Annotated in this window: 23 protein-coding genes; 21 read left to right on the forward strand and 2 right to left on the reverse strand. The window is 42.3% G+C overall.

Annotation, left to right across the window (positions count from 1 at the left end):
* The first annotated feature begins 37 nt into the window (after positions 1 to 37).
* Genes NTZ93_04925 through ftsZ form a run of 19 tightly spaced genes read left to right on the forward strand, consistent with a single transcriptional unit; the run spans position 38 to position 20,765 of the window.
* Positions 38 to 1,114, forward strand: coding sequence for a UDP-N-acetylmuramoyl-L-alanyl-D-glutamate--2,6-diaminopimelate ligase (locus NTZ93_04925; GenBank protein ID MCX6817181.1), 1,077 nt, complete (start codon positions 38 to 40; stop codon positions 1,112 to 1,114).
* On the forward strand, positions 1,102 to 2,280 hold the full coding sequence (locus tag NTZ93_04930; protein ID MCX6817182.1) for an NTP transferase domain-containing protein: 1,179 nt from the start codon (positions 1,102 to 1,104) through the stop codon (positions 2,278 to 2,280). The genes NTZ93_04925 and NTZ93_04930 overlap by 13 nt, the downstream gene beginning before the upstream one ends.
* Complete coding sequence (murC, locus tag NTZ93_04935) at positions 2,261 to 3,679, forward strand: UDP-N-acetylmuramate--L-alanine ligase (GenBank protein MCX6817183.1); 1,419 nt, start codon at positions 2,261 to 2,263, stop codon at positions 3,677 to 3,679. The genes NTZ93_04930 and murC overlap by 20 nt, the downstream gene beginning before the upstream one ends.
* The gene (locus NTZ93_04940; protein MCX6817184.1) at positions 3,676 to 4,449 is read left to right on the forward strand and encodes an FAD-binding protein; all 774 of its coding nucleotides are present in this window, start codon (positions 3,676 to 3,678) and stop codon (positions 4,447 to 4,449) included. The genes murC and NTZ93_04940 overlap by 4 nt, the downstream gene beginning before the upstream one ends.
* Positions 4,442 to 5,758: a UDP-N-acetylglucosamine 1-carboxyvinyltransferase gene (murA, locus tag NTZ93_04945; protein MCX6817185.1), complete on the forward strand. Its 1,317-nt coding sequence runs from the start codon at positions 4,442 to 4,444 to the stop codon at positions 5,756 to 5,758. The genes NTZ93_04940 and murA overlap by 8 nt, the downstream gene beginning before the upstream one ends.
* A gap of 3 nt (positions 5,759 to 5,761) precedes the next feature.
* Positions 5,762 to 7,471, forward strand: coding sequence for a glutamine--fructose-6-phosphate transaminase (isomerizing) (gene glmS, locus NTZ93_04950; protein ID MCX6817186.1), 1,710 nt, complete (start codon positions 5,762 to 5,764; stop codon positions 7,469 to 7,471).
* Between the two features lie 15 nt (positions 7,472 to 7,486).
* Complete coding sequence (locus NTZ93_04955) at positions 7,487 to 8,467, forward strand: YvcK family protein (GenBank protein ID MCX6817187.1); 981 nt, start codon at positions 7,487 to 7,489, stop codon at positions 8,465 to 8,467.
* Positions 8,452 to 9,117, forward strand: coding sequence for an alpha/beta hydrolase (locus tag NTZ93_04960; protein MCX6817188.1), 666 nt, complete (start codon positions 8,452 to 8,454; stop codon positions 9,115 to 9,117). The genes NTZ93_04955 and NTZ93_04960 overlap by 16 nt, the downstream gene beginning before the upstream one ends.
* The gene (locus NTZ93_04965; GenBank protein ID MCX6817189.1) at positions 9,114 to 10,457 is read left to right on the forward strand and encodes a UDP-N-acetylmuramoyl-tripeptide--D-alanyl-D-alanine ligase; all 1,344 of its coding nucleotides are present in this window, start codon (positions 9,114 to 9,116) and stop codon (positions 10,455 to 10,457) included. Before NTZ93_04960 ends, NTZ93_04965 begins: the two co-directional genes overlap by 4 nt.
* Positions 10,439 to 11,527 carry a DegT/DnrJ/EryC1/StrS family aminotransferase gene (locus tag NTZ93_04970; protein MCX6817190.1) on the forward strand — a complete coding sequence of 363 codons (1,089 nt, stop codon included), beginning with the start codon at positions 10,439 to 10,441 and terminating at the stop codon, positions 11,525 to 11,527. The genes NTZ93_04965 and NTZ93_04970 overlap by 19 nt, the downstream gene beginning before the upstream one ends.
* Positions 11,514 to 12,530 carry a peptidoglycan bridge formation glycyltransferase FemA/FemB family protein gene (locus tag NTZ93_04975; GenBank protein ID MCX6817191.1) on the forward strand — a complete coding sequence of 339 codons (1,017 nt, stop codon included), beginning with the start codon at positions 11,514 to 11,516 and terminating at the stop codon, positions 12,528 to 12,530. Before NTZ93_04970 ends, NTZ93_04975 begins: the two co-directional genes overlap by 14 nt.
* Before the next feature lie 7 nt (positions 12,531 to 12,537).
* Entirely contained in the window at positions 12,538 to 13,569 is a 1,032-nt protein-coding gene (locus NTZ93_04980; protein MCX6817192.1) for a hypothetical protein, read from the forward strand.
* A gap of 1 nt (position 13,570) precedes the next feature.
* A complete protein-coding gene (gene murI / locus NTZ93_04985) occupies positions 13,571 to 14,332 on the forward strand; it encodes a glutamate racemase (protein ID MCX6817193.1) in 762 nt (253 codons plus the stop codon).
* Positions 14,320 to 15,546 (forward strand): UDP-N-acetylmuramoyl-L-alanine--D-glutamate ligase, encoded by a 1,227-nt coding sequence (gene murD, locus NTZ93_04990; protein ID MCX6817194.1) that lies wholly within the window; start codon positions 14,320 to 14,322, stop codon positions 15,544 to 15,546. Before murI ends, murD begins: the two co-directional genes overlap by 13 nt.
* A complete protein-coding gene (ftsW, locus tag NTZ93_04995) occupies positions 15,527 to 16,624 on the forward strand; it encodes a putative lipid II flippase FtsW (GenBank protein MCX6817195.1) in 1,098 nt (365 codons plus the stop codon). The genes murD and ftsW overlap by 20 nt, the downstream gene beginning before the upstream one ends.
* Positions 16,621 to 17,622 (forward strand): UDP-N-acetylglucosamine--N-acetylmuramyl-(pentapeptide) pyrophosphoryl-undecaprenol N-acetylglucosamine transferase, encoded by a 1,002-nt coding sequence (locus NTZ93_05000; GenBank protein ID MCX6817196.1) that lies wholly within the window; start codon positions 16,621 to 16,623, stop codon positions 17,620 to 17,622. Before ftsW ends, NTZ93_05000 begins: the two co-directional genes overlap by 4 nt.
* Positions 17,619 to 18,329 carry a hypothetical protein gene (locus NTZ93_05005; protein ID MCX6817197.1) on the forward strand — a complete coding sequence of 237 codons (711 nt, stop codon included), beginning with the start codon at positions 17,619 to 17,621 and terminating at the stop codon, positions 18,327 to 18,329. The genes NTZ93_05000 and NTZ93_05005 overlap by 4 nt, the downstream gene beginning before the upstream one ends.
* Positions 18,330 to 18,332: 3 nt before the next feature.
* Entirely contained in the window at positions 18,333 to 19,595 is a 1,263-nt protein-coding gene (ftsA, locus tag NTZ93_05010) for a cell division protein FtsA (protein MCX6817198.1), read from the forward strand.
* A 60-nt stretch (positions 19,596 to 19,655) separates the two neighbouring features.
* Positions 19,656 to 20,765: a cell division protein FtsZ gene (gene ftsZ / locus NTZ93_05015; protein ID MCX6817199.1), complete on the forward strand. Its 1,110-nt coding sequence runs from the start codon at positions 19,656 to 19,658 to the stop codon at positions 20,763 to 20,765.
* A gap of 4 nt (positions 20,766 to 20,769) precedes the next feature.
* Here ftsZ and NTZ93_05020 read toward each other — a convergent pair whose 3' ends face one another.
* On the reverse strand, positions 20,770 to 20,934 hold the full coding sequence (locus NTZ93_05020; protein ID MCX6817200.1) for a hypothetical protein: 165 nt from the start codon (positions 20,932 to 20,934) through the stop codon (positions 20,770 to 20,772).
* A gap of 151 nt (positions 20,935 to 21,085) precedes the next feature.
* Complete coding sequence (locus NTZ93_05025; protein ID MCX6817201.1) at positions 21,086 to 21,706, reverse strand: hypothetical protein; 621 nt, start codon at positions 21,704 to 21,706, stop codon at positions 21,086 to 21,088.
* A gap of 216 nt (positions 21,707 to 21,922) precedes the next feature.
* Between NTZ93_05025 and NTZ93_05030 the strand changes: the two genes are divergently transcribed.
* Together NTZ93_05030 and NTZ93_05035 are read left to right on the forward strand one after the other, a co-directional pair.
* Positions 21,923 to 24,793, forward strand: a complete 2,871-nt coding sequence (locus NTZ93_05030; GenBank protein MCX6817202.1) for a class I tRNA ligase family protein — start codon at positions 21,923 to 21,925, stop codon at positions 24,791 to 24,793.
* Positions 24,781 to 25,818, forward strand: coding sequence for an FtsW/RodA/SpoVE family cell cycle protein (locus NTZ93_05035; protein ID MCX6817203.1), 1,038 nt, complete (start codon positions 24,781 to 24,783; stop codon positions 25,816 to 25,818). Before NTZ93_05030 ends, NTZ93_05035 begins: the two co-directional genes overlap by 13 nt.
* Positions 25,819 to 25,865: the final 47 nt, after the last annotated feature.

Genomic DNA, 25,865 nt, shown 5'->3' on the forward strand with positions numbered 1-25,865 from the left:
TCCTGCCGGAAACTCAGTAGTAGTGTAAAATAGACTAATGTCTTTCCAAAAATTAAGACAACTGATTCCTCAAAGACTAATCAATCTTCTCTGGCATTTACCCCAAGCCATTTTGGCCAACCTGATTTACGGCTTTCCCGGTAAAAAACTAACGGTGATCGGAGTGACCGGTACCTCCGGTAAAACCTCGGTCAGCCACTTGCTTTACCACATCCTGAAGCAAAACGGTTTTAAGGTGGATTTATTATCTACGATTTCAGTCCCTGGTCTACACGTCACCAATCCTGAGCCGTTTATCCTGCAAAAATTATTAAAAAAAAGCCTGGATCAAGGCTGCACCCATGTAGTTTTAGAGGTAACTTCCCATGGTTTAGACCAATACCGGAATTGGGGAATTAAGTTTAAGTATGGCCTGATCACCAACATTACCCATGAGCATTTGGATTATCATAAAACTTTTGCCAATTACCAACAGGCTAAGCTGAAGTTATTAAAAATGGCCGAGACTCCGATAAAATTCCAAGATTCCGCTAATTTTGTCAAGGCTAATGAAAATGCTGCCTCAGCCATTGCTGAAAAAATAGGTTTAAGCCGTTCGGCTATTGCTCGTTCCATTACCACTTTTCCCGGTGTTCCCGGCCGGATGGAATTTGTTCAGAAAAAACCTTTTGGAGTAGTAATCGACTTTGCCCACAAACCTGACGCTCTGGAAAAAGCCTTAATCGCCCTCCGTTTGACAACGAAAAACCGCCTCATTGCTGTTTTTGGCTGTGCCGGTCTAAGGGATAGATTAAAACGGCCGATGATGGGAGAAATCTCCGGACGCCTGGCGGATATTACGGTTTTAACTGCCGAAGACCCACGCACAGAAGACGTAAACGAGATTATCAACCAAATTAAAAGCGGTTGGGACAAAGCCAAAAAACCTCCGAACCGCCAACTTTGTCTTGAACCCGACCGTCAAGCTGCCATTAATCTGGCAATTAAACTGGCTCAACCAGGCGATTCCGTCGCTCTTTTTGGTAAAGCCCACGAAAAATCAATGTGTTTTGGTACAATAGAAACTGCCTGGTCAGAATACCGGGCAGTTAGGCAGGCTTTATGTCAAATTTAACCGCCCTTATTTTAGCCGCCGGTGCCGGTAAACGGATTAAACCGATTGTTACCGGTAAGCCCTTTTTGCCTTTTTGTGGCCAGACTTTGCTTAGTTGGATAATCAATGACCTTAAAAGCATCGGCATTAAGCAATTTATCGTGGTAGTTAATCCTCAGGATAAAGAAAAAGTAAAAAAACACCCCTTGGCCATTCAGGAAAAACCGACGGGAATGGCCGGAGCGGTTTTAGCTGCAAGGAGACTCCTCGCAGGACCGACAATAATTGTTAATGGGGATGATTTGATCGACCCTAAAATCTGGCAGGCTTTTAAAGCGGCGATTATCAAAACCCCCGACCAAATTTGTCTCACTGGAATCAAAAGTGATTTAACCGGGGGTTATTTTGACCTACAGGGAGAGAACCTGCAGGTGGTAGAAAAGCCGACAGAGGCAGAGCGGCCGAGTAATTGGTTAAAACTGGTTTTGGATTATTTTCCCAACATTCAAGATTTTATTACAGTTTTAGATAAAGTTCAGTCAGACAAAGATGGTCTTTATGAAAAAGCCTTAAACCAATTACTTGAAATCAAACCAGCCCAATTAGTCAAAGCCGACGGTTATTTCCAGCCTTTAAAATTTCCCTGGCAGATTTTAGACATGACCCAAATTTTTTTAATTAATCGGCTTAAGCCAGGGATTGATAAAACTGCTTCAATCCATCCGACCGCCGTGATTGAAGGCCCGGTCCAAATCGAAGCCGGTGCCAAAATTATGCCTTATGCAGTGATTAAAGGGCCGGCTTTTTTGGGTAAAAATGTGCTTATCGGCGACCACGTTTTAGTCCGTCAATCTCTGATTGAGTCTAATTCAATTGTCGGTTTTAAGAGTGAAATCTGCCGCAGCTATGTCGGTCCTAATAATAATTTTCATTCTAACTATGTCGGCGATTCGGTGATTGAAGCCGATTCCAACCTAGGCTCTGGCGCCACTTTGGCCAACCTTCGCTTTGACAAGAAAGAGATTATTCCCGGCCGGATTAAATTTGGTTGCGTTATGGCCCGGGCCAGCCAATTAGGGGTGAATACTTCCGTTATGCCCGGCATTACTTTGGGAGCTAAAGCGATTGCTAACAGCGGCTTGGTGATTAAGGAAAATTTAGCAGCTAATGAATTTAAGAAAAATTAAGACAATCCACTTTACTGGCATTAAGGGCGTCGGAATGACCGCTTTGGCCTTAGGGGTCCAGGATTTGGGCAAAAATGTTTCCGGCAGCGATACTGAGGAAATTTTTCCTACCAACGCGATTTTAAAGCAACGTCAGATTAAGGTTAAATCCGGTTTTTCTGCCAGGAATATACCTAAAAATTGTGATTTACTAATTTATACCGGCGCCCACAACGGTCAAGCCAATCCTGAAGTTGTCAGCGCTCTTTCCCGGGGAATTCCGGTTTTAGCCCACAGCCAGGCCCTGGGTTTATTTTCTTCCGGTTTTAAAACTTTGGCGGTTGCCGGGGTTGGCGGTAAATCCACTACCTCGGCCATCCTGGCGACAATCTTGGATTCGGCTGGCTTAAAGCCCTGTTTTTGTGTTGGCGCCGGTGACGTTCCCTGCCTTAAAACTCCCGGGAGAATGGTTAGAAAATCTGCTTATTTTGTGGCCGAAGCCGATGAATATGTGACGGACCCACAGCTGAATTTAACCCCCAGATTTCATTATTTAAGTCCGTTTGTTAGTATCATTACCAACATTGAATATGACCACCCGGATGTTTACCAGAACCTTGAGGCAATCTTTGACAGTTTTCGGACTTTTATTAAACCGGTTCCCCCGGATGGTTTAGTAGTGGTTAACTTTGATAATTCCCATGTCCGGCAGTTTATTAAAACCATTGATAAGCCGATCGCCACTTACGGTTTTTCTCCCCAAGCCGATTGGCAGATTGTTAAAGCCCATGTGGCGGACAAAAAACAATTTTTACAATTAAAATATAAAAATATTGTCTGGCCGGAATTAATTATTAATCTTCCCGGCAATTACAATGCCTTGAATAGCGTCGCTGCGGTAGCGGCCGCTCATCATTTAGGCGTTAGTCCTGACAAAATTATCCTGGGCTTAAAAAGATTTACGGGGGTGAAACGCCGGTTTGAGTTTATCGCGACTGTTAAAGGGGTTAGTCTTTATGATGATTATGCTCACCACCCGACGGAAATTCAAGCCGTTTTATCAGCGGCTAAAAATTGGTTCCCGGGTAAAAGGCTGATTACTATTTTCCAGTCGCACACTTATTCCCGGACTAAAGCCCTTTTAAGCGACTTTGCCAGGAGTTTTGAATTGGCCGATGAAGTCATTATTAACGACATTTTTCCTTCCGCCCGGGAAAAAGATAATCTGGGTTTAATCGGACCGATTTTCAGTCAAGAAGTTAAAAAATATCATTCTCGTGTTCACTATTGTCCAGGCGAACCGGAAACAATGAACTGTCTTAAGAAAATCGTTGCCAAAAATGACGTGATTTTTACTCTTGGCGCCGGCAATAATTGGCTGTGGTATAAACAAATTATTAAACTGCTTAAAACGCGATGAAATTTCTTACTAATCAATTATTAGCCCCATACACCACCATAAAAATCGGCGGCCCGGCCGAGTATTTATACGAGGCTAAAACCACCGAAGATTTAATCAGTGCCGTCAAAGAAGCGGAAAAATTAAAACTTAACTACTATATTTTTGGTAGTGCTAGTAATGTTTTAATTTCGGATCAGGGACTAAAAGGGTTAGTGATTATTAATCAGACCAGTCAAATCAAGATTTTGCCAAATAATTTAGTCGAACTGGACAGCGGCGTTTTCCTGCCAAAAGCAATTTTTTACCTGATTAATCATGGTTTGACAGGCCTGGAAGCCTTTAGCGGGATTCCGGCCACCGCCGGCGGCGCCACCGCCGTTAAAATGCACGGCGTCAGGGTTGATTGGGAAGACTTTGTGGTCAAAGTTAATCGTTATCAAGACGTGATTCTTTCCGTGGTGTTACGGTTAAAATCCGGCGATCAGGCTGCGGCTCTGGACCGAGCCAAGACAATTCAGTTTAACAAACGTTATCAGCCGCAACGCTCCAGCGGCTGTATTTTCCGCAATCAGTCTAACCAATCAACCGGTGAAATTATTGATAAACAGCTTCATCTAAAGGGGAAACAAATCGGTCAGGCGCAGATTTCCCTTAGTCACGCTAATTTTATCGAAAATCTAGGCGGCGCCACCGCCTCTGATGTACTTCAATTAATTAAATTAGTGAAAAATACCGCCAAGCAAAAATTAAATTTAGATTTACAATTAGAAATACAAATTTATGAGTAAATTAATCATTCAGGGTGGTCAATCTTTAAAAGGCGTGGTTCGGCTTGGCGGCGCTAAAAATGCCTCCTTTAAGTTAATGATTGCCGCGCTTTTATGCCCCCACGAGACCAGGTTATTAAACTTTTCCAAAATTGCCGATGTTGATTTGGTGGCAGAGATTATCAGAACCTTGGGAGCTAAAGTTTATTCAGCCGGGGAGCGGACTCTGTTTATCAATGCCTCTCATCTTTCTTCTTCAACTGTGCCTGAGTCACTTGGTTTAGCTTCCCGGGCCTCCAGTCTATTTATTGCTCCTCTTTTAGCCCGAACGAAAAAAGCATCTGTTCCGTTCCCCGGTGGTGATAAGATCGGCTCCCGGCCGCTTGACCGCCATCTTGATGGTTTGAAAGCTTTAGGCGCCAAAATTGAGCTTAATGGACACTTAATTACTGCTAGCTGTGAACAATTGATCGGTTGTCACTATCGCTTTACCAAACCCAGCCATACTGGGACTGAAACTATGATTATGGCCGCAGTTTTAGCCTCTGGTAAAACCAGACTGGAAAATGCCGCCCTTGAACCAGAGGTTGATGACTTGATCGAGTTTTTAAATCAGATGGGTGCCCAGATCAAACGTCAGCCGGAAAGAGTGATTGAGATTAACGGAGTAAAAGCTTTAAATCCGGTTATTTACCAAGTTATGCCTGACCGCAACGAAGCGGTTTCTTATGCCATTGCCGCTTTGATGACTCATGGTGACATCATTGTTGAAAATGCCCGGAAACAGGATTTAACCGCCTTTTTAACTAAGATTAAAGCCGTCGGTGCCGGCATTGAATATTCCCAGTTCGGCATCAGATTTTTCTATTCAAAGCCGTTAACCGCAGTTGATATTATCACTCGGCCTCATCCGGGTTTTATGACGGACTGGCAACCCTTGTGGGCCGTTTTAGCCACCCAATGTCGTGGCCAATCAAAGATTATTGAGACTGTCTTTACTTCCAGATTTCAGTTTGCCTCTTCGCTTCAGTCGATGGGCGCTAAGATTAAGTTTTTTAAACCTGAAATAACCAATCCTGAAAGTTTTTACAACTTTAATCTTAGCGATGACTTAGCTGCTAACTGCCATGGAATTGCCATCACCGGCCCGACTAAACTGCATGGTCAGACTATTACCGTGACTGATATCCGGGCCGGAGCCACTCTGGCCTTAGCCGGATTAGTTGCCCAAGGCCAAACTGTCTTGACCGGTTTAGAGCACATTGACCGCGGCTATGAAGACTTTAGCGGGCGTTTGCTTAATCTAGGTGCTAAAATCAAAAGAATCTAACTTATGTGTGGAATTTTTGGAGTTATCGGTCAAACCAATAATGCCGCCCAGTTGGTCCTGGAAGGTTTAATCAAGCTGGAATATCGCGGCTATGACTCCTGGGGAATCAGTGTCAAACAAGACGGGCGATTGGTGCGCGAGCGCCATACCGGTAAAATCAGCCAGGCTAAAACAAAACTGCCACCATCTACTATTGGTCTTGGGCATACCCGCTGGGCAACCCACGGTGGGGTTACGGTCGGTAATGCCCACCCCCATTTAAGCTGTGATCAGAAACTATCCCTGGTTCATAACGGTATTGTGGAAAACTTCCGTACCCTCAAAGAAAAATTAATTCTTAATCATAAATTTACCTCAGAAACAGATACCGAAGTCGCTTTGCACCTGATTGAAGAAAAAGCCAAGCAACTGGATTTATTATCAGCGGTTAAAGCCGCCTTTAAAGAAATTTCCGGCATGAATGCCTTAATTGTTTTAAGCGCCGATAATGATGAATTAATCGCTGTCAAAAACGGGTCACCCTTGATTATTGGTTTAGGTAAAAACAGCAACTTTATTTCTTCCGATGTCTGGGCGCTTTTAGACCACACCAATCAGGTGATCTTTTTAGAGGATAACCAAATTGCCCGAATCACCGCTGAATCTGTCCAAATTTTTTCCGTTATTTCTAGCAAAGCGATTATGCCCAAAATTGTTACTCTTAACTGGAAACTGGAGCAAAGCCGCTTGGGTAAATTTCACCACTACATGGAAAAAGAAATTTTTGACCAGCCAAAAGTTTTACTTAACTTAGCTTCTCAGGAGTTTGTCAGTCTTAAAAAATTAATTAAACCCAACCGTAAAATTTATTTATTGGCTTGTGGGACTGCCTATTACGCCGCCTTATTTAGCGAATACTGTTTGCGTTCAAACGGGTTTGAAGCCGAAGCGGTGATGGCTTCGGAATATCAAAAAATAGCCAAACTGGTAAAGTCAGACCAATTGTTACTTGTTTTGTCTCAAAGCGGTGAAACTATTGATGTGATTAATGCCGTCAAAGAGCTGAAAGCCAAAAAAATTCCGGTTGTGGCCATTACTAATGTTTTAGGCTCAACTTTATACCGTTTAGCTGATTATCAGATTCTTTTAAATGCCGGGCAGGAAGTGGCGGTTGCTTCCACTAAGGCTTTTACTGCCAAGTTAGCCGTGATTCTTAAATTAATCGGTTGCTCCCCTGACTTAATTAAGCAGGCGGCGCAAACCTCGGTTGACCGGGAAAAAATTAAAAATCTGGCCGGGCAAATCAAAGACAGTGAACATATTTTTGTGATTGGTCGGGGATTGTCTTACCCGATTGCCCTGGAAGCAGCCTTAAAGATAAAAGAAGTTAGTTATATTCACGCCGAAGGTTTTGCCGGCGGTGAATTAAAACATGGCCCGATTGCTTTAATTGATAAAGGTACGCCTTGCATTATTATCGCCCCCTTGGACGACACTTATACGGATATTATTTCTTCCGCTCATGAACTTAAAGCCCGGGGTGGATTAATTATCGGTATTTCCCCTAAACCCGACGCTGTTTTTGACTATCATTTATCTGTGCCGGATTTACAGGCCGCAACTGCTATTCCCGAGATTATTATTGCTCAACTATTAGCCTATGATTTAGCCGTCGGCCGCGGCCTCAATCCCGACAAACCCCGCAACCTGGCCAAATCCGTGACGGTTAAGTGATACAATATACACAAAATGCCAACTAAACCTTTGCAGAAAATCGTGGTTATCGGCGGCGGGACCGGCAGTTTTGTCCTGCTGTCAGGCTTAAAACAATATCCAGTTGATTTAACCGCAATTGTGCCGGTGACTGATGACGGCGGCTCCACCGGCCGTCTCCGTGACGAATTTGGCTTTTTACCGGTCGGGGATATGCGGCAGTGTTTAGCCGCTCTGGCTTCCCAAAATGGCCTGCTTCGTCAACTTCTGCTTTACCGTTTTGAAAAAGGTAATGGTCTCCAAGGTCATAACTTAGGGAATATTTTACTCACGGCCATGGAAGATATGTTCGGTGGCGAACCGGAAGCAATTACCCAGGCTGCCAGAATTTTTAGGCTTAAAGGCCGAGTTTTGCCGATTGCTAAAAAGCTGGTGAAACTGGCCGCTAAATACTCCAGCGGTAAAACCATTATCTCGGAACATAAAATTGAAACTTATAAATTAACCCGTGATGAGAAAATTATTCAGCTTTTTACCATTCCTAAAACTTCCATTAATCCCGAAGCCGCTTCAGCGATTAAAACCGCCGATTTAATTATTTTTGCCCCAGGCGATCTCTATAATTCCATTATTGCCAATTTGGTGATTACCGGCGCCAAAAAAGCCCTTCAGGAAACCTCAGCCAAGCTGCTTTATGTTGTCAACTTAATGACTTTGAACAGTCAAACCGCTTATTATTCCGCCCGCGATCATGTTCGGGCAATCGAAAAATACACCGGCAAGAAAATGGATTATATTTTAGTTAATAATGAATCGATTCCGCCGGTGATTATTAAAGCCTATCAAAAATCTCATGAATACCCGGTGGTTGATGATTTAACCAGCGATTCCCGGGTAATCCGTCGGCCTTTATTAGCCGACAGTCCTTATCAAAAACCCAAAAGCGATGTGTTAAAACGCAGCTTACTCCGTCATGATTCCCGTAAACTTGCCCAGGCAATATGTCAACTCCTTTAGTTATTCTCCATGGCTGGAACAGTCAAATTAATCGTTGGGAGCCATTTAAAACCCAATTAGTTAAAGCCGGTTACCAGATTTACTTGCCTGCTTTGCCCCAAGATCTAATCCGCAATACCCATGATTACTCTCTTTGGCTTAAAGATTATACGAAGAATTTCCCCAACTTTTGTTTGCTGGGCCATTCTTTCGGCGGTCAGATCGCCGTTGATTTTACCGCTGTCAATTCCCAAAGGGTTAAAAAATTAATTCTGGTTAACAGTGCCGGGATCAGAAATAAATTAAATTTTAAGCGTTTGATTTTTAAGCCCGTCGCTAAAGTAAGTAAATGGTTTTTTCCCGACAGCCTGAAACGTATTTTTTACCGTCTCATCAACGAAACTGATTATTTTAAAGCCAGTCCGGTTATGAAACAAACCCTAAAAAAAGTTGTTGCCGAAGATCAGCAAATTAATTTAGCTAAAATTTCCTGCCCGACTTTAATTGTTTGGGGCCAAAATGACACTTTGACGCCATTGTCCGATGGCCGATTAATTCACCGCTTAATTCCCAATTCCCAGCTGAAAGTTTTAGAAAATGCCCGTCATGGCCTGCCATTTACTCATGCTCCCGCTCTGGCTTCGCTCGTGCTAAACTTTATTAAACAATGATTTTTTTACTGCAAATAATCTATTTTATTCTTTTATTAGTGGCGATTTTGCGTTGTTTATATTTTTGGCAATTAAAGGAATACCGGCTGGATCGTTTTCATCAGTTTCTGGCCACCAGCCAAGCCCGTCAGTATTGGTTGCCGGTCCGGTGGTTTTTGCGGCCTAAACTAACTCTTAAAATTTTGGTTTTAATTTATTTATCGCTTTATTTTTCCCAAATATTGTTACAGCTTAAACCGTTTTGGCTATGGTTAATTATTGCTTACTTAATTATGCCTTTAACTGCCACAATTGCTGTTTTACTCCTTAAGCCGATTACCGACTTATTAAGCGATCTGGTTGTTTTTGCTGCCAAAATTAAGCTCAAGTTTTCCCCCCGGTCATTGATAGTGATCGGGATTACCGGCAGTTTTGGCAAAACTTCCACCAAAGAAATTTTAGCCCATGTTTTATCGGCCAAATTCTCGGTTTGTAAAACTAGCGGCACTAATAATACCCTTATCGGTGTCGCCCTCGCGGTTTTAACCAAGCTTCATTCCTCCCATGATTTTTTTGTGGTGGAAATGGGCGCTTATAAACCAGGCGAAATTAAAGCCATTTGCCAACTGGTTAAACCAAAACTGGCCATTCTAACCGGTATCGGCACCCAGCATTTAGGCTTATTCGGCAGTCAGCCAAAGCTTATCAGCGCCAAATCTGAGTTGCTGCAGTCTTTAGTAACCGGTAGCCACGCCTTTATTAATGGCGAAAATCAAATTGCCAGATCTTTAGTCCCGCAATTTTCCCATCTTAAAATCAAGCTTTACTTTCGGCCGAAAAAACCATATAGCACCAACCTTTTAGGCGATTATCAGCAGGTGAATCTTACGGCCGCTGTTCAGGTTGCCAGCAAATTTAAAATTCCCTCGAAAGTTATTATTTCCCGATTGACCAACATTCCGGCATTTAAGACCATGATGGTTAAGAAAACCGGCCTAAAGCATTCTATCGTCATTGATAATACTTATAATGCTAATTTTGACGGTTTTTTAGCCGCTATTAACTTTATTAAAACTCAAAATTTCTCTCAAAATATTTTAATCACTTCCGGGATTATCGAACTCGGTTCACGAACAGCCGCTCTTCACCAACAGCTGGCTCAGGCCGCCGGACCAGTTTTTACCAAAATCTATTTAACCAAAGCCGACATTGCCAAGTTTTTTCCCGGTTCAATTTACGAACCAGATCCAAAAAAAATTCTTAAAGACTTGATTCCGATTCTTAATTCTAAGACTTTAGTTTTATTAGAGAGCCGTTTGCCGAAAAAATTTATTGCCTCTTTATGTCCAAACCAATCTTAATTTCTCTATCACCTAATACCGACCGAACCGATGTTTTTTTGGCCCTGCGGCTTTTATTTGAGCCCTGGCGTTGGCAAAAAGGCGACGCTTTAACCAAGCTTACCACCACCTTAAAACAATATTTTAAGCGACCGTATTGTTATTTAGTTAATGCTGCCCGCTCAGCCCTTTATTTGGGGTTAAAGTCTTTAAATTTAAATTCTAAAGACGAAGTCTTGTATCAGGAATTTACTTGTAAAGTCGTGCCCCAGGCAATTATCAAGGCCGGGGCTACACCGATTGCTGTGGATAATAATTCTCACGACTTTAATCTTAATATCCAGGATTTAACTAAAAAAATTACTTCCCGGTCCAAGGCGGTCATTATCCAGCATACTTTCGGTAATCCTGATGACTTAATTAGTATTCAATCACTTTGCCACCAGCACAACCTTGTTTTAATTGAAGATTGTGCCCATAGTTTAGGGGTTAAATATCAAGGTAAACCCATCGGGAGTTTCGGTGACTTAACGATTTTGAGTTTTGGCCGGGATAAAGTGATTTCTTCAGTTTTTGGCGGCGCGCTTTTAAGCCAGAAACATTTATCAATTCCTAATTTGTCTTATCCCAGTTATTGCTGGATTGCTAAACAGCTCTTGCATCCGGTTATTTTCAGTATAGCTGTCCCGACCTATTTTTCTCTTGGGAAAATCATCATCGGTCTTTGCCGCGCCCTTAAGTTAATTACCTTACCCTTGCTAGACTTACCGGTGCAGCTTTTACCTAACGCTTTAGCTGAGTTAGTGTTACATCAATGGAAAAAGCTGGATCAGCTTAACCGTCATCGTCAGGCCATTGCCAAAGCTTATGCCTCAGCTTTTAAACAAAAATTTAATCCGGCAGCTACTTACTTAAGATTTCCTTTAGAGGTAGGAGATCCGGCTGGCTTAATCCGTTATGCCAAAACCAAGCATGTTTGGCTCGGGGACTGGTATGATAAAAAAATTGTTAATCTGCCGACCCATTCTAAAATGGATTTGACGGACGCCGACCGAGTTATCAAGATTGTGAAAAGATATGTTGACCGTTAAAGTCATTACTGATAAAGCCATCTGGGAAGATTTTATTCTTCATTCTAGCCAGTGTAGTTTTCTTCAATCCTGGAATTGGGGAGTTTTTCACGAATCATTAGGCCACTCAATCTTTCGCCTGGGTTTTTTTAACGACAATCAGCTTTGCGGTATTGCGTTATTGATTAAAATTAATGCCCGGCGGGCAACTTACTTCGAATGTCCGGCCGGCCCGGTTTTACCTTGGGAAAATCAAGCCATCATTCGATCAGTTTTTCAGTTTATCCGCCAGCTGGCGGATAAAGAAGCGGCAGTTTTTGTTAGGATCCGGCCGAATATTTTGAAAACTGACCAATACCTTAATTTAGTTATATCTTTGGGTTTAATTAAAGCGCCGATGCATTTGCATGCGGAAACCACCTGGGTTTTAAACCTGAAAGATAGCGAAGAAACCTTACTTAAAAATATGCGTAAAAATACCCGCTACAGTGTCAAAAAAGCGCTTAATTCCGGGGTTGAGATCACCTCTTCAATTAAAAATCAAGATATTCAAACCCTTTACCGGCTGCAGCTGGCTGTGGCGCAGCGGCGCCATTTTGTTACTTTTTCCTATAACTATTTGTTAAAACAGTTTCAAGCCTTTCAGCCTGATAATCAAGTTCAATTATTTAAAGCCAGCCTCGATAATCGGACTTTAGCCATGGCCTTTATTATTTTTTATGGCCAAGAAGCTGTCTACCATTACGCCGGTTCTTCAGCTGAAGTGCGGCAGATTCCGGTTTCTTATGCCTTGCAATGGGAGGTTATCAGACAGGCTAAAAAGAAAGGCTTTCCCCTTTATAACTTCTGGGGGATTGCCCCGACTGATAATCCGCATCATCGCTTTGCCGGCGTCACTTTATTTAAGACCGGTTTTGGCGGCTCCCGGGTTGATTATTTGCCGGCCCACGACCTGGTGATTAAACCTCATTATTGGTTAATTTACTTATTTGAGTCTTTAAGAAGAAAGTGGCGTCATCTATAATACTTATATGGCTTTGTTGTTAGGCTTACTGATTTTTTCTTTTACCGTTACTTCCCTTGGACTGATCCCTTTTATTAACCTGCTTTATCGCTTTCGTTTTACCCGTCAGGTACAAAAAACTAAAGATGCTTTTAACCGGCCGACGCCGATTTTTGACCGCTTTCATGCTCATAAAAAAGGGACTCCGGTCGGCGGCGGATTCCTGATTATCGTGGTGGTGACTTTTCTTTTTTTTCTGCTTTTTCCTCTGGCCAAGTATCTGGGAGTATTTGTCACCCATGTCTATCCGATTAATGAGGAACTGCACGTTATTTTTTTTACCTTTATTTCTTTCGGGATCTTGGGGCTTTATGATGACTTGTTAAAATTTTTTGATTTTAAACGCAGCGGGTTTTTCGGCCTAAGACTGCGCCACAAATTTCTGATTCAATGGGGTTTAGCTTTAATAATTGCTTCTTTGCTTTATTTTAATTTAAAGATCGATATTCTTTATATTCCTTTTCTGAAAGTCTTTAATTTGAGCTGGCTGTATATTCCTTTTTCCGCTCTGGTAATTGTCAGTTTTGCTAATGCCGTTAATATTACTGACGGTCTGGACGGTTTAGGGAGCGGCGTTTTAATGGTAGCTCTGTTTGCTTTTTGGTTGTTATCCGCTTCCATTTTAGACACGCCTTTGTCTTTTTTTCTGGCACTGTGGTTAGGTAGTTTAATTGCCTTTTTATATTTTAATGTTTATCCTGCCCGGATTTGGTTAGGGGATGTCGGCGCTCTGGCTTTCGGCGCCACTTTTGCCGTCGTCGGCTTGTTGTTAGGTAAAGTCATGGCTTTATTGATTATCGGCGGGATTTTTGTGGCCGAAATTTTATCGTCATTTTTACAGCTTTTATCCAAGAAATTTTTAAATCGCAAAATTTTCGCAGTTTCTCCTTTTCACCTTTGGCTGCAGTTTAAAGGTTGGGAAGAACCAAAAATTGTTACCCGGGCGATTTTAGCCAGCATCATGCTGGCGGTTGTCGGTATTTGGTTGGCGGTGGTTTAACATGGGGGATAATCGACCAATTGCCATTATTGACTCAGGCTTAGGGGGCTTAAGTATTGCCCAGGCAATTTGGCCGCTTTTACCGCACGAATCCACTTTATATTTAGCTGATCATCTCTTTTTTCCCTATGGCGAAAAAGATGAGTTAACCATTAATCACCGTCTCATTCCTTTAATTAATTTTTGTTTAACCAAAAACTGTAAATTAGTGGTGATTGCCTGCAATACCATTACTGCCAGCTCAATTTCTTTTTTGCGCTCAATTTACCCTTTGCCGTTTATTGGCACTGAGCCGGCGATTAAACCGGCAATTAGGGCTAATTTTAAGGAAAATATTGTTGTTTTGGCCACCCAGGCAACCATTGCTAAGCTTCACCTATCAGCCTCGATTCAAGCGATTGCCTGTCGCGATTTGGCCCCGGCGATCGAAAAATATGGCGCCGATCCGCGCCGACTGACTCCGGTAGTAAAAAAATATTTATCTTTAATTAAATCTCCTTATTCGGCTATTGTTTTAGGCTGTACTCATTATCTATTAATTAAAAACTTAATTAAATCTTTATTGCCCCCTAATGTGGTCATTATTGAACCCAGTCAGGCAATTGCCCGGCAGACGCAGGCTGTTTTAACCAAGAAAAACTTATTAGCGGTCAACGCTAAGGCTAGTCGTGTTTTTTACACCACTGCTAACCGTCGTTCAGTGTCTCTGATCGCCTCAAAATTACTCAAAAGTCGTATAATATTTACATCATGCAGTTTGTAAATCAAAGCGTTGCTATCTTAGGCTTAGGCGAAGAAGGTCAGGATCTACTTCACTGGCTTAAGGCTAATACCCAAAACTGCCGGATTAAGGTTTTTGACAAAGTTAAAGTTGTCGATTTAGCCGCTTTTGACATTGTTTTCCGTTCCCCGGGTTTTTATCGTTTTAGTCCGATGCTTTTAGCCGCCGAAAAATCCGGCGTAATTATTTCCAGCGCCACCAAATTGTTTTTTTCTCTTTGCCCTTGTCCGATCATTGGTGTTACCGGCACTAAGGGAAAGGGAACCACTGCCGCTTTAATTACCCAAATTTTAAAAAAGTCCGGTCAGAATATTTATCTGGCTGGGAATATCGGCAAACCGATGTTGTCATTGTTAAATAAACTTAAATCAAGCGATTTGGTCTGTTTGGAATTATCCAGTTTTCAGCTTCAGGATTTAACTCAAAGCCCCCATATTGCTGTGGTTTTAAACATCACCAGCGAACATTTAAATATCCATAAAAATGTTGCCGAATATCGCCAGGCAAAAACCAATATTTTAAGATATCAGCACCCTGACGATTATGCCGTGATTAATGGCGACTATCCGACAACCAGGTCAATGGCGGTTTTAACTAAAGGGAAAGTTAGTTTCTTTTCCCGCCACAATTTAAGCTTAGACCCTACCCGGGTTAAGCTTCGGGGCGAGCATAACTTAGAGAATATTGCGGCGGCCATGACTGCGGCACGCCTTGCCGGAGCGGAGAAGGAAATAATTTTAAAGACCGTTTATAGTTTTAAAGGCCTAGAACATCGTTTGGAATTAGTCAGAGAGTTTAAGCAGGTTAAATTTTATAATGATTCTTTTTCGACCACTCCGGAAACGGCCATTGCCGCTCTTAATTCATTTACCGAAGCGATAATAATTATTCTGGGCGGCTCTGATAAAAAATCCGATTATTCGCAGCTACAGCAAACAATTGTTAATCGTTCCAACCTTAAAGCCCTTATTTTAATTGGGAAAATGGGTTCGAAGATCGGCCAAAATTTGGCTGGATTTAAAGGCCGGATTATTTCCGGCGGGCAAACCATGCAGCAAATTGTTTCTCAGGCTAAAGATTTAACCTCACCGGGAGATGTGGTTGTTTTGTCTCCGGCTTGTGCCAGTTTTGACATGTTTAAAAACTATAAGGACCGGGGTAATCAATTTAAAACCTATGTTAAAAAGCTTCATTAAAGCTAAAAGGCCGGACTTAACTCTTTTAGTTTTAGTTATCGGTATTTCCCTGTTCGGTTTGATTATGGTTTACAACGCCTCGGTGATGGAGGCTTGGCAGCTTTTCAGCGACAAATACCATTTCCTTAAACTTCAGTCTTTGTGGTTAGTGATCGGTTTATTTTTTATGTTAGTGATGACGTATATTCCGTTGGAGCTGGTTAAAAAATCTGCTCCTGTCTTGCTCATTATTAACCTAGTTTTACTGATTGCTGTTTTAATTCCCGGAATCGGCAGTCAGGCTCTCGGGGCGAGGCGCTGGCTTAACCTTGGCCCTTTTTCCCCTCAACCAACCGAGATAACCAAACTTAGCTTAAGTATTTATCTAGCCGCTTGGCTAATGAAAGAACGCTCTTTCTGGCATTATTTGTTAATTTTAGCTTTAGTTTTAGGTTTGATTATGCTGCAGCCGGATCTTGGTACAGCGATTGTAGTCGTTTTTAGCAGTATCTCGGTTTATTATATTTCCGGCGCCAATTTATTTAAGCTATTTATTTTAGGAATTGGCGGTGGGTTAAGCGGGATTGGTTTAATTTTCAGTTCCAGCTACCGCAAGGAAAGACTGTTAACTTTTTTAAATCCGGCGCATGATCCTTTAGGCAGTTCTTATCACATCCGCCAAGCCTTAATTGCGATTGGCTCCGGTGGTTTATTTGGTTTAGGTTTGGGCCAGTCGCGCCAAAAATATCAGTTTTTACCCCAGGTAACCACTGACTCAATTTTTGCCGTCATTGCCGAAGAGCTGGGATTTATCGGCGCTGCTGTTGTGATTATTCTTCTATTTGTGATTATTTTTCACTCTTTTAAAATTGCCAGAGACAGTAGTGATAATTTCTCACGGCTGTTAGCCGCCGGTATCGCCAGCTGGTTAGCGATCCAGGTGGTGATTAATCTTGCTGCCATGCTTTCCCTTTTGCCCTTGACCGGTGTACCCCTGCCCTTTATTTCTTACGGCGGATCGTCTTTAATAATTACGTTGACAGGAATCGGACTTTTATTAAATATTTCCCGTTATCACGTCGGTGCTAAAAAAAGATGAATCACCCGTCCGTTGTTTTAAGCGGCAGCCATTTGACCCCAGCGCAGGCTGTCGGCGAGAAATTAAAGGAACATAGTTGGCCAGTAAATTATTTTTCTTCAAAATCTGCCAAATTTAATCGGCACCAACTGTTTCTTTCAAGTTTGTCTTTATTTAAATTGCCGGTAAGTATTTTTAAGTCCTGGTATTATCTGGTTAAACTTAAACCAAAGGTAGTTGTCAGTTTTGGCGGATTTTCGGCCCTTCCTGTTTGTGTGGCCGCCAAATTATTAGGGCTGCCTTTAATTATTCATGAACAGACTTTTGCTGCCGGATTAACTTCCCGAATTACCGCTTTAATCGCCGATAAAATCGCGATTTCCTGGCTGGAAAGCCAAAGGTATTTTCCCAAAAAGAAAACCGTTTTAACCGGCAACCCGCTCCGCCAGGAAATCTTGAATCTCTATTGCCCTACGCCCTCTGTCCTGCGCCCTGTAATTTTTATCACCGCTGGACACCAGGGGTCAAAGTTTATTAATCAAACAGTGGCGGAAATCTTACCGAAATTATTATTAAAATATAAAGTCTACCATCAGTTTGGCCTTATCCAGTCTTCCGCTTCATGGGAACGGGAGCGGCAATTTCAACACCCTCAATATATTCTTAAACGTTGGTTTTCCGCTCCGGAGCTAGCCTCAATTTTACGACAAGCTTCGTTAGTAATCAGCCGCAGCGGCATCAATACCGTGACCGAACTGGCGTATTTAAGCAAACCGGCGATTCTCATTCCTTTGTTGACAGCGCAGAAGAATGAACAGTTGACTAACGCCCGTTTTTTAAAATCTTTAGGTTTAGCGATTATCTTGTCCCAAAAACAACTCACCGGAGCCAAATTACAAAAAACCATCACCAAGGCCTTACGTTGTCTTCCCCAAGCTTCAACCAGAAAATTAGACTTTTCTTTAGTTGCTAATGCTGCCGATAATCTCTATCAAGTTATTCGCCCTTTCTTGCCGTGAAACTTGTCGTCTTATTAGTTTTATCTGTCCTGATTTTAGCTTTAAGCAATTTACGAATTTTTAATCTTAAAAAAATTGATTGTCAACTTGATAATTATCCTTGTCCTTTAACTTTAGAGCCGGTTTTAGTCGGTTTAAGCGGAAAAAATATTTTTAAGCTGAATCGTCTCCAGGTAATCAGGGAACTTAGTCAGCTCGACCAGACTTTAACTGACATTCAGGTAACCAAGAAAATCCCTAATGAATTATTAATTAAAATCAGTCGCCGTCAACCTCTCGCCCAGCTGGCATTTTTTAATAATTTAGACTTTATTGGATTAGACAGCACCCAATCAGCCACTCTCTCAGGAGAAATGTCTGGTAAATTCCAACTGATCGATCAGCAAGGGCAGGTTTATGAAGCTAATAATATTAACCTAGAATCATTGCCTGTGGTGGCGGTTTCGGGGCAGTTTAATTCCGACCAAATTGTTAAAACCTTGTTGGTTCTTAATAACCATTACGTTAGTTATAATTTACTGGCTTGGCTTAACAATAAGACGATTATTATTAAAACTAATTTGGGTCCTTATGCTGTCGTTGATCCGACCACCGGAGTTGATTCCAGCATTGGCTCTTTACAATACATTTTAACTGGCCTTAAAATAGGAGACAGATTACCAACAAAAATTGATTTAAGGTTTGATAAACCAGTATTAACTTATTAATTCATGAAAAACCAAATTATCTCTGCGATTGATATCGGGACGACTAAAATTACCACAATTATTGCTACCCTTAGCCCTGAGTTAGATAAAATTAATGTGATCGGCGTTGCCAACACCGCCTCCAAGGGGTTGAGGAAAAGCCAGATTGTGGACATTGACGAAGCCATTGAATCAATCACTCAAAGCGTTGAGTCAGCCGAACGTATGGCTGGTTATACGATTTCTTCCAGCATTGTTTCAATTTCCGGGATTCACATCGAATCGTTAAACAGCAAGGGCGTTGTGGCCGTGGCTGAACCGGAAGGAGAAATTAGTCCTAATGACGTCAGTCGGGTAATTGAAGCCGCCCGGGCGGTTTCTTTGCCGACATCCAGAGAAATTCTACATGTCATTCCCCGTGACTTTAAAGTTGATGCTCAGGAAGGGGTGAAAGATCCGGTGGGGATGAGCGGGGTTCGCCTGGAAGCAGAAGCTCACATCGTCACCGGCAGTTCCACTGCCATGCGTAATATCAGCAAGTGTGTTTCGGAAATTGGCGTGGAAGTTGATAGTTTAGTTTTTTCCGGGTTAGCCAGCGCTGAAGCGGTTATCACGCCTACAGAAAAAGAGTTGGGTGTAGTTTTGGTGGATATCGGCGGCGGCAGTACCGCCATTTCTGTTTTTGTCGAAGGGGCTCTGTCTTTCTCTTCAGTTTTACCGGTAGGTGCGAAAAATATTACTAATGATTTGGCGATTGGTTTGCGAGTCAGCTTGGAAACTGCCGAGAAAATTAAAATCGCTCTTTCTAAATTGGAAAAAGATGGCGGCGAAGACGATGAACTCGACTTTAAAAAATTAAACTTAAATGAGGACGTCGGTAAATTATCAAAAAAAACCTTAATTGAAGGTATTATCCGGCCGCGCTTAAATGAAATTCTTGGCTTAGTTGGTGAACAGTTGAAAAAATCCGGTTTTGGCGGTGTTACCCCGGCCGGCGTGGTTGTAACCGGCGGCGGCGCGCTCACGGTTGGCTTGATTAATTCTTGCAAGCGGTCTCTTTCCTTGCCGGTAAGAATTGGTTACCCGAAAGGATTAAGCGGATTAGTCGATGAAATTAAATCACCCAGTTTTGCCACCGCCTGGGGATTAATTCAATATGGAGTTAAGAATTCCAAGGGTGTTAAAGCTAACTCACCGATTAAAAAATTCGGTCAAATTTTTCAAAAAATTCCTGTCAAAGGCTTATTTTCTAAAGGCATTAAGCTAATTAAATCCTTCTTGCCTTAATTAAAAAAATAAGTTATCTTAGATTAAGAGATCTTCTGCCCGGATTCAATTAATTGAACTATGGCTTTAGTTAAACCTGATTTGAATACCTTTGCCAAAATTAAAGTTTTAGGTATTGGTGGCGGTGGTGGCAATGCTCTTTCCAACATGGTTAAATCCGGCCAAATTAAAGGGGTGGAATTCGTGGCGATTAATACTGACGCTCAGGCGCTTTTATCCTGCCAAGCGGAAACTAAAATTCAGATCGGGGAAAAATTAACCGGTGGTTTGGGTTCGGGTGCCGATCCTAAAATCGGCCAAGAAGCCGCTGAAGAGACGAAAGACAGAATCAGGGAATTTTTATTTGTGGCAGACATGGTCTTTCTCACTGCCGGAATGGGCGGCGGCACCGGCACCGGCGCCAGTCCCCTTATTGCCGAGATTGCTAAAGAGGTTGGAGCTTTGACCGTAGCCGTGGTTACCAAACCGTTTTTATTTGAAGGCACGAAAAGGATGGTGACTGCCGAAGAAGGCATCGAAGAATTAAAAGGGAAAGTTGATGCTTTGATTGTTGTGCCGAATCAGCGCTTAATGGACGTGATTGATAAAAACTTAACTTTAATAGAAGCCTTTAAAATGGCCGACAGTATTCTTTCTCAGGGAGTCCAGGGGATTTCCGATTTAATTACCACGCCGGGGATTATCAATGTCGATTTTGCCGATGTTAAAAAAGTGATGAAAGATTCCGGTACAGCTTTGATGGGGATGGGTTCGGGGGTGGGGGAGAATCGGGCCCAGACAGCCGCGCGTTTAGCCATTGCTTCACCGCTTTTGGAAACTTCCATCGAAGGGGCTAAGGGGATGTTGTTTAACATTGTCGGCGGGGCTGATTTAACTATGAGCGAAGTTAATCAGGCTGCCGACATTATTTCCCGGACGACCGATGCCGACGCCGAGATTATTTTCGGTGCCACCATTGATCAAACTTTAGTTGACCAGGTAAAAATTACCGTGATCGCCACTGGTTTTGACGAAACCCGCCAAAAGCTCAGAAATCTGTCCAGCCGTGAAGACAAAACGAAATCATCAATTAAATCGTCGGCTGAAGAAAAACCGGAATTAACCGAAGTGAAAAAAGATGAGCCTTCCGACGAATTCGACATTCCGGCATTTTTGCGCCAAGGGAGATAATCTTTTAATTCGGCACTTTCCGGGCGGCGGGAACAAAACTGGAACGGACATTAAAATTAGATTTAAATTTTTGTTTTGGCGGAATAATGCCTTTAAATCTTTGTTTCTCAAAACTTTCCAGCATCCCCGGATAACTGCTTTTCTGTTTGGGATTTTTTTGAAACGTCATAAATTAATTTTAACACATTGTTCAGAATGTTCTAGCGAACGCCTGCCCGCCTTTGGTGGGCCTGCCCTGAGTACCCCCGAAGGGACGCCCTGCCACTCCGAAACTTTAGTGAAGGGTGGTTAGAACCTATCTTGCATAAAACCAAGCAATCTTACTTTTTTATAAAATTAAAAAAACCAACTAATCTTCCCCAAATATTAGTGAAAAAGTAGGAAACTTTTTTTAATGGTGATAATTGAGGTATTGTTGCTTCATTTTTAATTGTCTTTGTTTCTGGACTTTGAACAACTAGATTAAAACTCGGCTGCAGAGAAGGACTTGGACTTAAAGAAGGCCGAGGAACAATAACAAAAGAAGGACTAGGCGTAGGGATTAAAGAAGGTTTTGGTGGATTTAAAAAATGAAGCAAATATATTGAAGATTCATCCTGCTTGTCTAAAGAATAAAGATAAACCTCCATTTCTCTTTGGGAATTAGCATAACAAGTAGCATAAATTGTACCCAAATTATCAGTTGTTTGTGCAGCCGTAACGCAATTGTCTCCTGCTTGCGGATTTTTAATCCTAAACTCTACCCTTTCTCCGCTAGAAGGGGATCTGTTATTGCTTCCAGCTAAAAATACTTGAGCAGAAATTATATCTTCTTTCACACTATAAGTATTAGTGCTGTTATGCATTAAAACCATCCGACCACCTCCAGCGATTACCGAAGTTACTAAGAAAAAGTTTAAAATTATCGCTAATAGAAGAGACTGACAAAGAAGTTTTTTCATAATCATATATTATCAAACTAAATAATTCTTGTCCAGTTGAGTAATAGGTTCGAGCCGGCACTTTTGGGTACTAAATTCTCTTGAGGAAAAAATAGTGGGCTCCGCCCTGAGGAACGAAGTGACGAAGGGTGGCTGAGCGGACTTGAACCTAATCAAAATTTGACAAAAATTCAATCTTAAATCGCCATCAGGCGATTTTTTTGTTATCATATGCCTATGAGTCAAAAACCCTTTTTTAAAGACGAGCCGGCCGTGCCGAATTTTGTTGATTTGGAAGAGAAACTTTTAAAAAACTGGGACCAACAGGGGATTGTCAAACAATATTTAGCCAAAAATGCTAAATCGAAAAAGAAATTTTCTTTCTTAGACGGTCCGATCACGGCCAATAACCCCATGGGGGTCCATCATGCCCGCGGCCGGACCTATAAAGATTTGTGGCAACGGTATTTCACCATGAAAGGCTATGCCGGCCGTTACCAGAACGGCTTTGACTGCCAGGGTCTTTGGGTCGAAGTCGAAGTCGAAAAAGAGTTGGGCTTTAGAAGCAAAAGAGATATTGCCAAATATGGCGTAGAAAAATTTGTCAACCAGTGCAAAGCTAGAGTTTTAAAATATTCGGCTATCCAAACCAAACAAAGCCAGCGCTTAGGCATGTGGTGCGACTGGGCTAATTCTTATTTCACTATGTCCGATGCCAATAATTATGCCATCTGGCACTTTTTGAAAGTCTGCCACGAGCGTAATTGGCTCTATAAAGGCCACGACTCAGTCCCCTGGTGTCCCCGCTGTGAAACGGCGATTTCCCAGCACGAAATGTTAACCGAGGACTATAAAGAAATCGTTCACCAGGCAATTTACTTAGAATTACCGTTGGTTAACCGGACCAAGGAGTATTTATTGGTTTGGACAACTACCCCTTGGACCATTCCGGCTAATATTAGCGTGGCTGTGGATAAAAAACTTGATTACAGTTTGGTGGAAGGGGACAGTGGTAATCAGTTTTGGGTGGTGAAAGACCGGGTGCAGGCAATTTTTGGCCCTGATCCAAAGATTATTAAAACCATAAAAGGGAAAGAATTAGTTGGCCTGCAATATTCTGCCCCATTTGATGATTTAGCGGCCGTGGCGGCTGTCGCTAAGAAGTATCCGGCTAAATTTCACCGGGTGATTGCCACCGATACCCTAATCTTACCGGTGACCACAACTGAAGGCACGGGTTTAATTCATACGGCCGTCAGCGCCGGCGCGGAAGATTTTAAATTGGGCCAAAAATATGGCTTACCGCTGATTCCGGTGATTAGCGACAACGCTGATTATTTACCGGAATTAGGCTGGCTAGCCGGCTTAAATGCTAAAAAACACCCGGAAATTATCTTGGATTATTTAACCAAACTTGATGCTTCCGGCCATGACTGTGTTTTCAAGATAGAACCATATAAACACCGTTACCCGGCCTGTTGGCGCTGTAAGTCTGAGTTGGTTTGGAAAGTTACCGACGAATGGTACATCGCGATGGACCGTCCCGATCCGACTGACAAGAAAAAAAGAACCTTACGCCAGGAATTAATGGCTGTGGCTAAAAAAGTTAATTGGATTCCCTCATTTGGTTTGGAGCGGGAGTTAGATTGGCTGCAGAATATGCACGACTGGTTGATTTCTAAAAAGAACCGCTATTGGGGATTAGCCTTGCCGATTTATGAATGCCCTGAATGTGGTCATTTCGAAGTTATCGGCAGCAAAGAAGAGCTAAAAAAACAAGCAGTTTCCGGCTGGGACCAGTTTAGCGGCCATACGCCCCACAAACCCTGGGTGGATTACGTCAAGACTAAATGCTCGCACTGCGGCACGATTGTTTCCCGGGTCGAACCGGTCGGCAATCCTTGGCTGGATGCCGGCATTGTCCCTTTCTCTACTCTGCCTGAAGCCTGGTTTCCGGCGGATTTTATCACCGAAGCCTTTCCTGGCCAGTTTAAAAACTGGTTTTATGCCATGTTAGTTATGTCTACGGTTTTGAAAAAAACTAATCCCTATAAAACCGTTTTAGGCTACGAATCAGTGGTCGGTGAAGACGGTCGGCCGATGCATAAAAGCTGGGGAAATGCGATCGAGTTCAACGACGGTGCCCAGAAAATCGGGGTGGATATTATGCGTTGGATGTATTGCCAAACATTACCTACGGCAGTATTGCCGTTTGGCTTTAGGAAGGCCGAAGAGATTAGGCGGCAGTTTTTCCTGATTTTATGGAACTCTTACCGCTTTTTTACTACTCAGGCCAATGTCCAAAACTGGCAGCCGCCACTCCGCACTCCGTACTCCGCGGTCCGTACTAATAATATCTTAGACCGCTGGATTATCAGCCGTTTAAATCAAACCATTAAAGTCGTAACCGGATCATTAGATAAGTATTACACTGCTCTAGCCACCGAAACTCTGGAAAAGTTCATCAGCGATTTTTCTACTTGGTATATCCGCCGTTCCCGTAATCGGCCGCAATCTCTGCCGGTAATGTATCACAGCCTGGTAATCTTATCTCAGCTATTAGCCCCCTTTATACCGTTTTTGTCTGAGTATCTTTTCCGTCAGCTAACGCATCAACAGTCAGTTCATTTATCTGATTGGCCGAAAGCTGACCCTGCTTTAATTAATCAAAGTTTGGAAAAAGACATGCTTAAAGCCCGGCAATTAGTCGAATTAATCCATAGCCAGAGGAAAGCTTTAAATCTTAAAGTCCGCCAGCCTTTAGCCAAGGCCACAGTCAATTCTCCGGTTTTTGGTTCCTCAGAATTAAGAAACTTAATTTTGGAAGAAACTAATATTAAAAAGTTAATTTTTAAAGGAAAAGGTGACGGGAAAGTTATTTTGGATACTAAACTAACACCTCAGTTAGAAGCAGAAGGGAAGACCCGCGATTTAATTCGGGCCATTCAATCTGCCAGGAAACAAGCCGGCACCAGTCTCGACGAGGAAATTAATTTAGAGTTACCGGACTGGCCCAAGGCTTTTGAAGCCGAGATTAAGAAAAAAACTTTAGTTAAGAAATTAATTTTGGCTAAAGCGCTTAAAGTAATCCGGTTATGCCGTTCCTAATTCCTGTTTTAATTATTTTAATTTTTAGTTTTTTAAGCCTGATCTCTATTTCTCTGGCCTTGGGTTTAGATCAGCTGTTATTTATTGCTGTCGGCTTATTGGCTTTTTTTGTTTTTAGCCGGCTGCCCTATTCTCTTCATCGTTATGTGGTTAAAATTTATTCTGTTTTTGTCGTCATTTTTTTATTACTGCCTTTCTTATTCGGTACCTTAACCCGCGGGGCGATCCGCTGGATTCAAATTGGCCCGTTAACTTTGCAACCGTCAGAAATTATTAAGCCGTTTTTAATCATTATTTTTAGCGCTTTTATGGCCAACCGTCCTCGAATCTTAACTTATAGTTTAGTATTGATAATTCCCGCAGTGTTAATTTTTAAACAGCCGGACTTAGGCAGTGCTTTGGTAATTGTGGCTGTTTGGTTGGGTATTTTACTTGCCTCAAAAATATCTTTCAAAACATTGACAATCTTTTCTTTAGCCGTTTTATTAGTTAGCCCGCTGGCTTGGCGTGGACTAAAAGCTTATCAGCAGCAGCGTATCGCCAGTTTTCTTAATCCTTACGCCGACCCTAAAGTTTCCGGCTACCACTTAATCCAATCAGTTATTTCTGTCGGCTCCGGCGGATTTTTCGGTCGGGGATTAGGTCACGGACCGCAATCACAATTGAAATTCTTGCCCGAACGCCAGACTGATTTCATTTTTGCTTCCTTAAGCGAAGAGCTGGGGTTTGCCGGTTCCCTGACTTTAATTCTCGCTTATTTTTTTCTGTTAAAATGGCTGCTGGCCGTGACACTTAAAGCTTCAGATGAATTTGGCCGGTTAATTAGTGCCGGTGTTTTTAGTCTGATTTTTTTTCAATTTACCGTAAATGTGGGGATGAATTTAGGCTTACTGCCGATTACCGGCATTACCCTCCCTTTAGTTTCCTCCGGCGGCAGCTCGATTTTAGCCATCTCGATTTGTTTCGGCCTGGTTTACAACATTTCCAAGAGCAGCCCGCCCCAAAAATCTTTAGAAATTAAGTAAAAATAACCACTTTAATTAATTAAATTTCCCTTCTTGACAAAAACGGC

This window comes from Candidatus Beckwithbacteria bacterium (assembly GCA_026397255.1).
Classification (GTDB): Bacteria; Patescibacteriota; Microgenomatia; order UBA1400; family CG1-02-47-37; genus JAPLVF01.

Coding starts and splice junctions, on each gene's coding strand:
- NTZ93_04925 (MCX6817181.1), top strand. CDS start 38: ATGTCTTTCCAAAAATTAAGACAACTGATTCCTCAAAGACTAATCAAT.
- NTZ93_04930 (MCX6817182.1), top strand. CDS start 1,102: ATGTCAAATTTAACCGCCCTTATTTTAGCCGCCGGTGCCGGTAAACGG.
- murC (MCX6817183.1), top strand. CDS start 2,261: ATGAATTTAAGAAAAATTAAGACAATCCACTTTACTGGCATTAAGGGC.
- NTZ93_04940 (MCX6817184.1), top strand. CDS start 3,676: ATGAAATTTCTTACTAATCAATTATTAGCCCCATACACCACCATAAAA.
- murA (MCX6817185.1), top strand. CDS start 4,442: ATGAGTAAATTAATCATTCAGGGTGGTCAATCTTTAAAAGGCGTGGTT.
- glmS (MCX6817186.1), top strand. CDS start 5,762: ATGTGTGGAATTTTTGGAGTTATCGGTCAAACCAATAATGCCGCCCAG.
- NTZ93_04955 (MCX6817187.1), top strand. CDS start 7,487: ATGCCAACTAAACCTTTGCAGAAAATCGTGGTTATCGGCGGCGGGACC.
- NTZ93_04960 (MCX6817188.1), top strand. CDS start 8,452: ATGTCAACTCCTTTAGTTATTCTCCATGGCTGGAACAGTCAAATTAAT.
- NTZ93_04965 (MCX6817189.1), top strand. CDS start 9,114: ATGATTTTTTTACTGCAAATAATCTATTTTATTCTTTTATTAGTGGCG.
- NTZ93_04970 (MCX6817190.1), top strand. CDS start 10,439: ATGTCCAAACCAATCTTAATTTCTCTATCACCTAATACCGACCGAACC.
- NTZ93_04975 (MCX6817191.1), top strand. CDS start 11,514: ATGTTGACCGTTAAAGTCATTACTGATAAAGCCATCTGGGAAGATTTT.
- NTZ93_04980 (MCX6817192.1), top strand. CDS start 12,538: ATGGCTTTGTTGTTAGGCTTACTGATTTTTTCTTTTACCGTTACTTCC.
- murI (MCX6817193.1), top strand. CDS start 13,571: ATGGGGGATAATCGACCAATTGCCATTATTGACTCAGGCTTAGGGGGC.
- murD (MCX6817194.1), top strand. CDS start 14,320: ATGCAGTTTGTAAATCAAAGCGTTGCTATCTTAGGCTTAGGCGAAGAA.
- ftsW (MCX6817195.1), top strand. CDS start 15,527: ATGTTAAAAAGCTTCATTAAAGCTAAAAGGCCGGACTTAACTCTTTTA.
- NTZ93_05000 (MCX6817196.1), top strand. CDS start 16,621: ATGAATCACCCGTCCGTTGTTTTAAGCGGCAGCCATTTGACCCCAGCG.
- ftsA (MCX6817198.1), top strand. CDS start 18,333: ATGAAAAACCAAATTATCTCTGCGATTGATATCGGGACGACTAAAATT.
- ftsZ (MCX6817199.1), top strand. CDS start 19,656: ATGGCTTTAGTTAAACCTGATTTGAATACCTTTGCCAAAATTAAAGTT.
- NTZ93_05020 (MCX6817200.1), bottom strand. CDS start 20,934: ATGACGTTTCAAAAAAATCCCAAACAGAAAAGCAGTTATCCGGGGATG.
- NTZ93_05025 (MCX6817201.1), bottom strand. CDS start 21,706: ATGAAAAAACTTCTTTGTCAGTCTCTTCTATTAGCGATAATTTTAAAC.
- NTZ93_05030 (MCX6817202.1), top strand. CDS start 21,923: ATGAGTCAAAAACCCTTTTTTAAAGACGAGCCGGCCGTGCCGAATTTT.
- NTZ93_05035 (MCX6817203.1), top strand. CDS start 24,781: ATGCCGTTCCTAATTCCTGTTTTAATTATTTTAATTTTTAGTTTTTTA.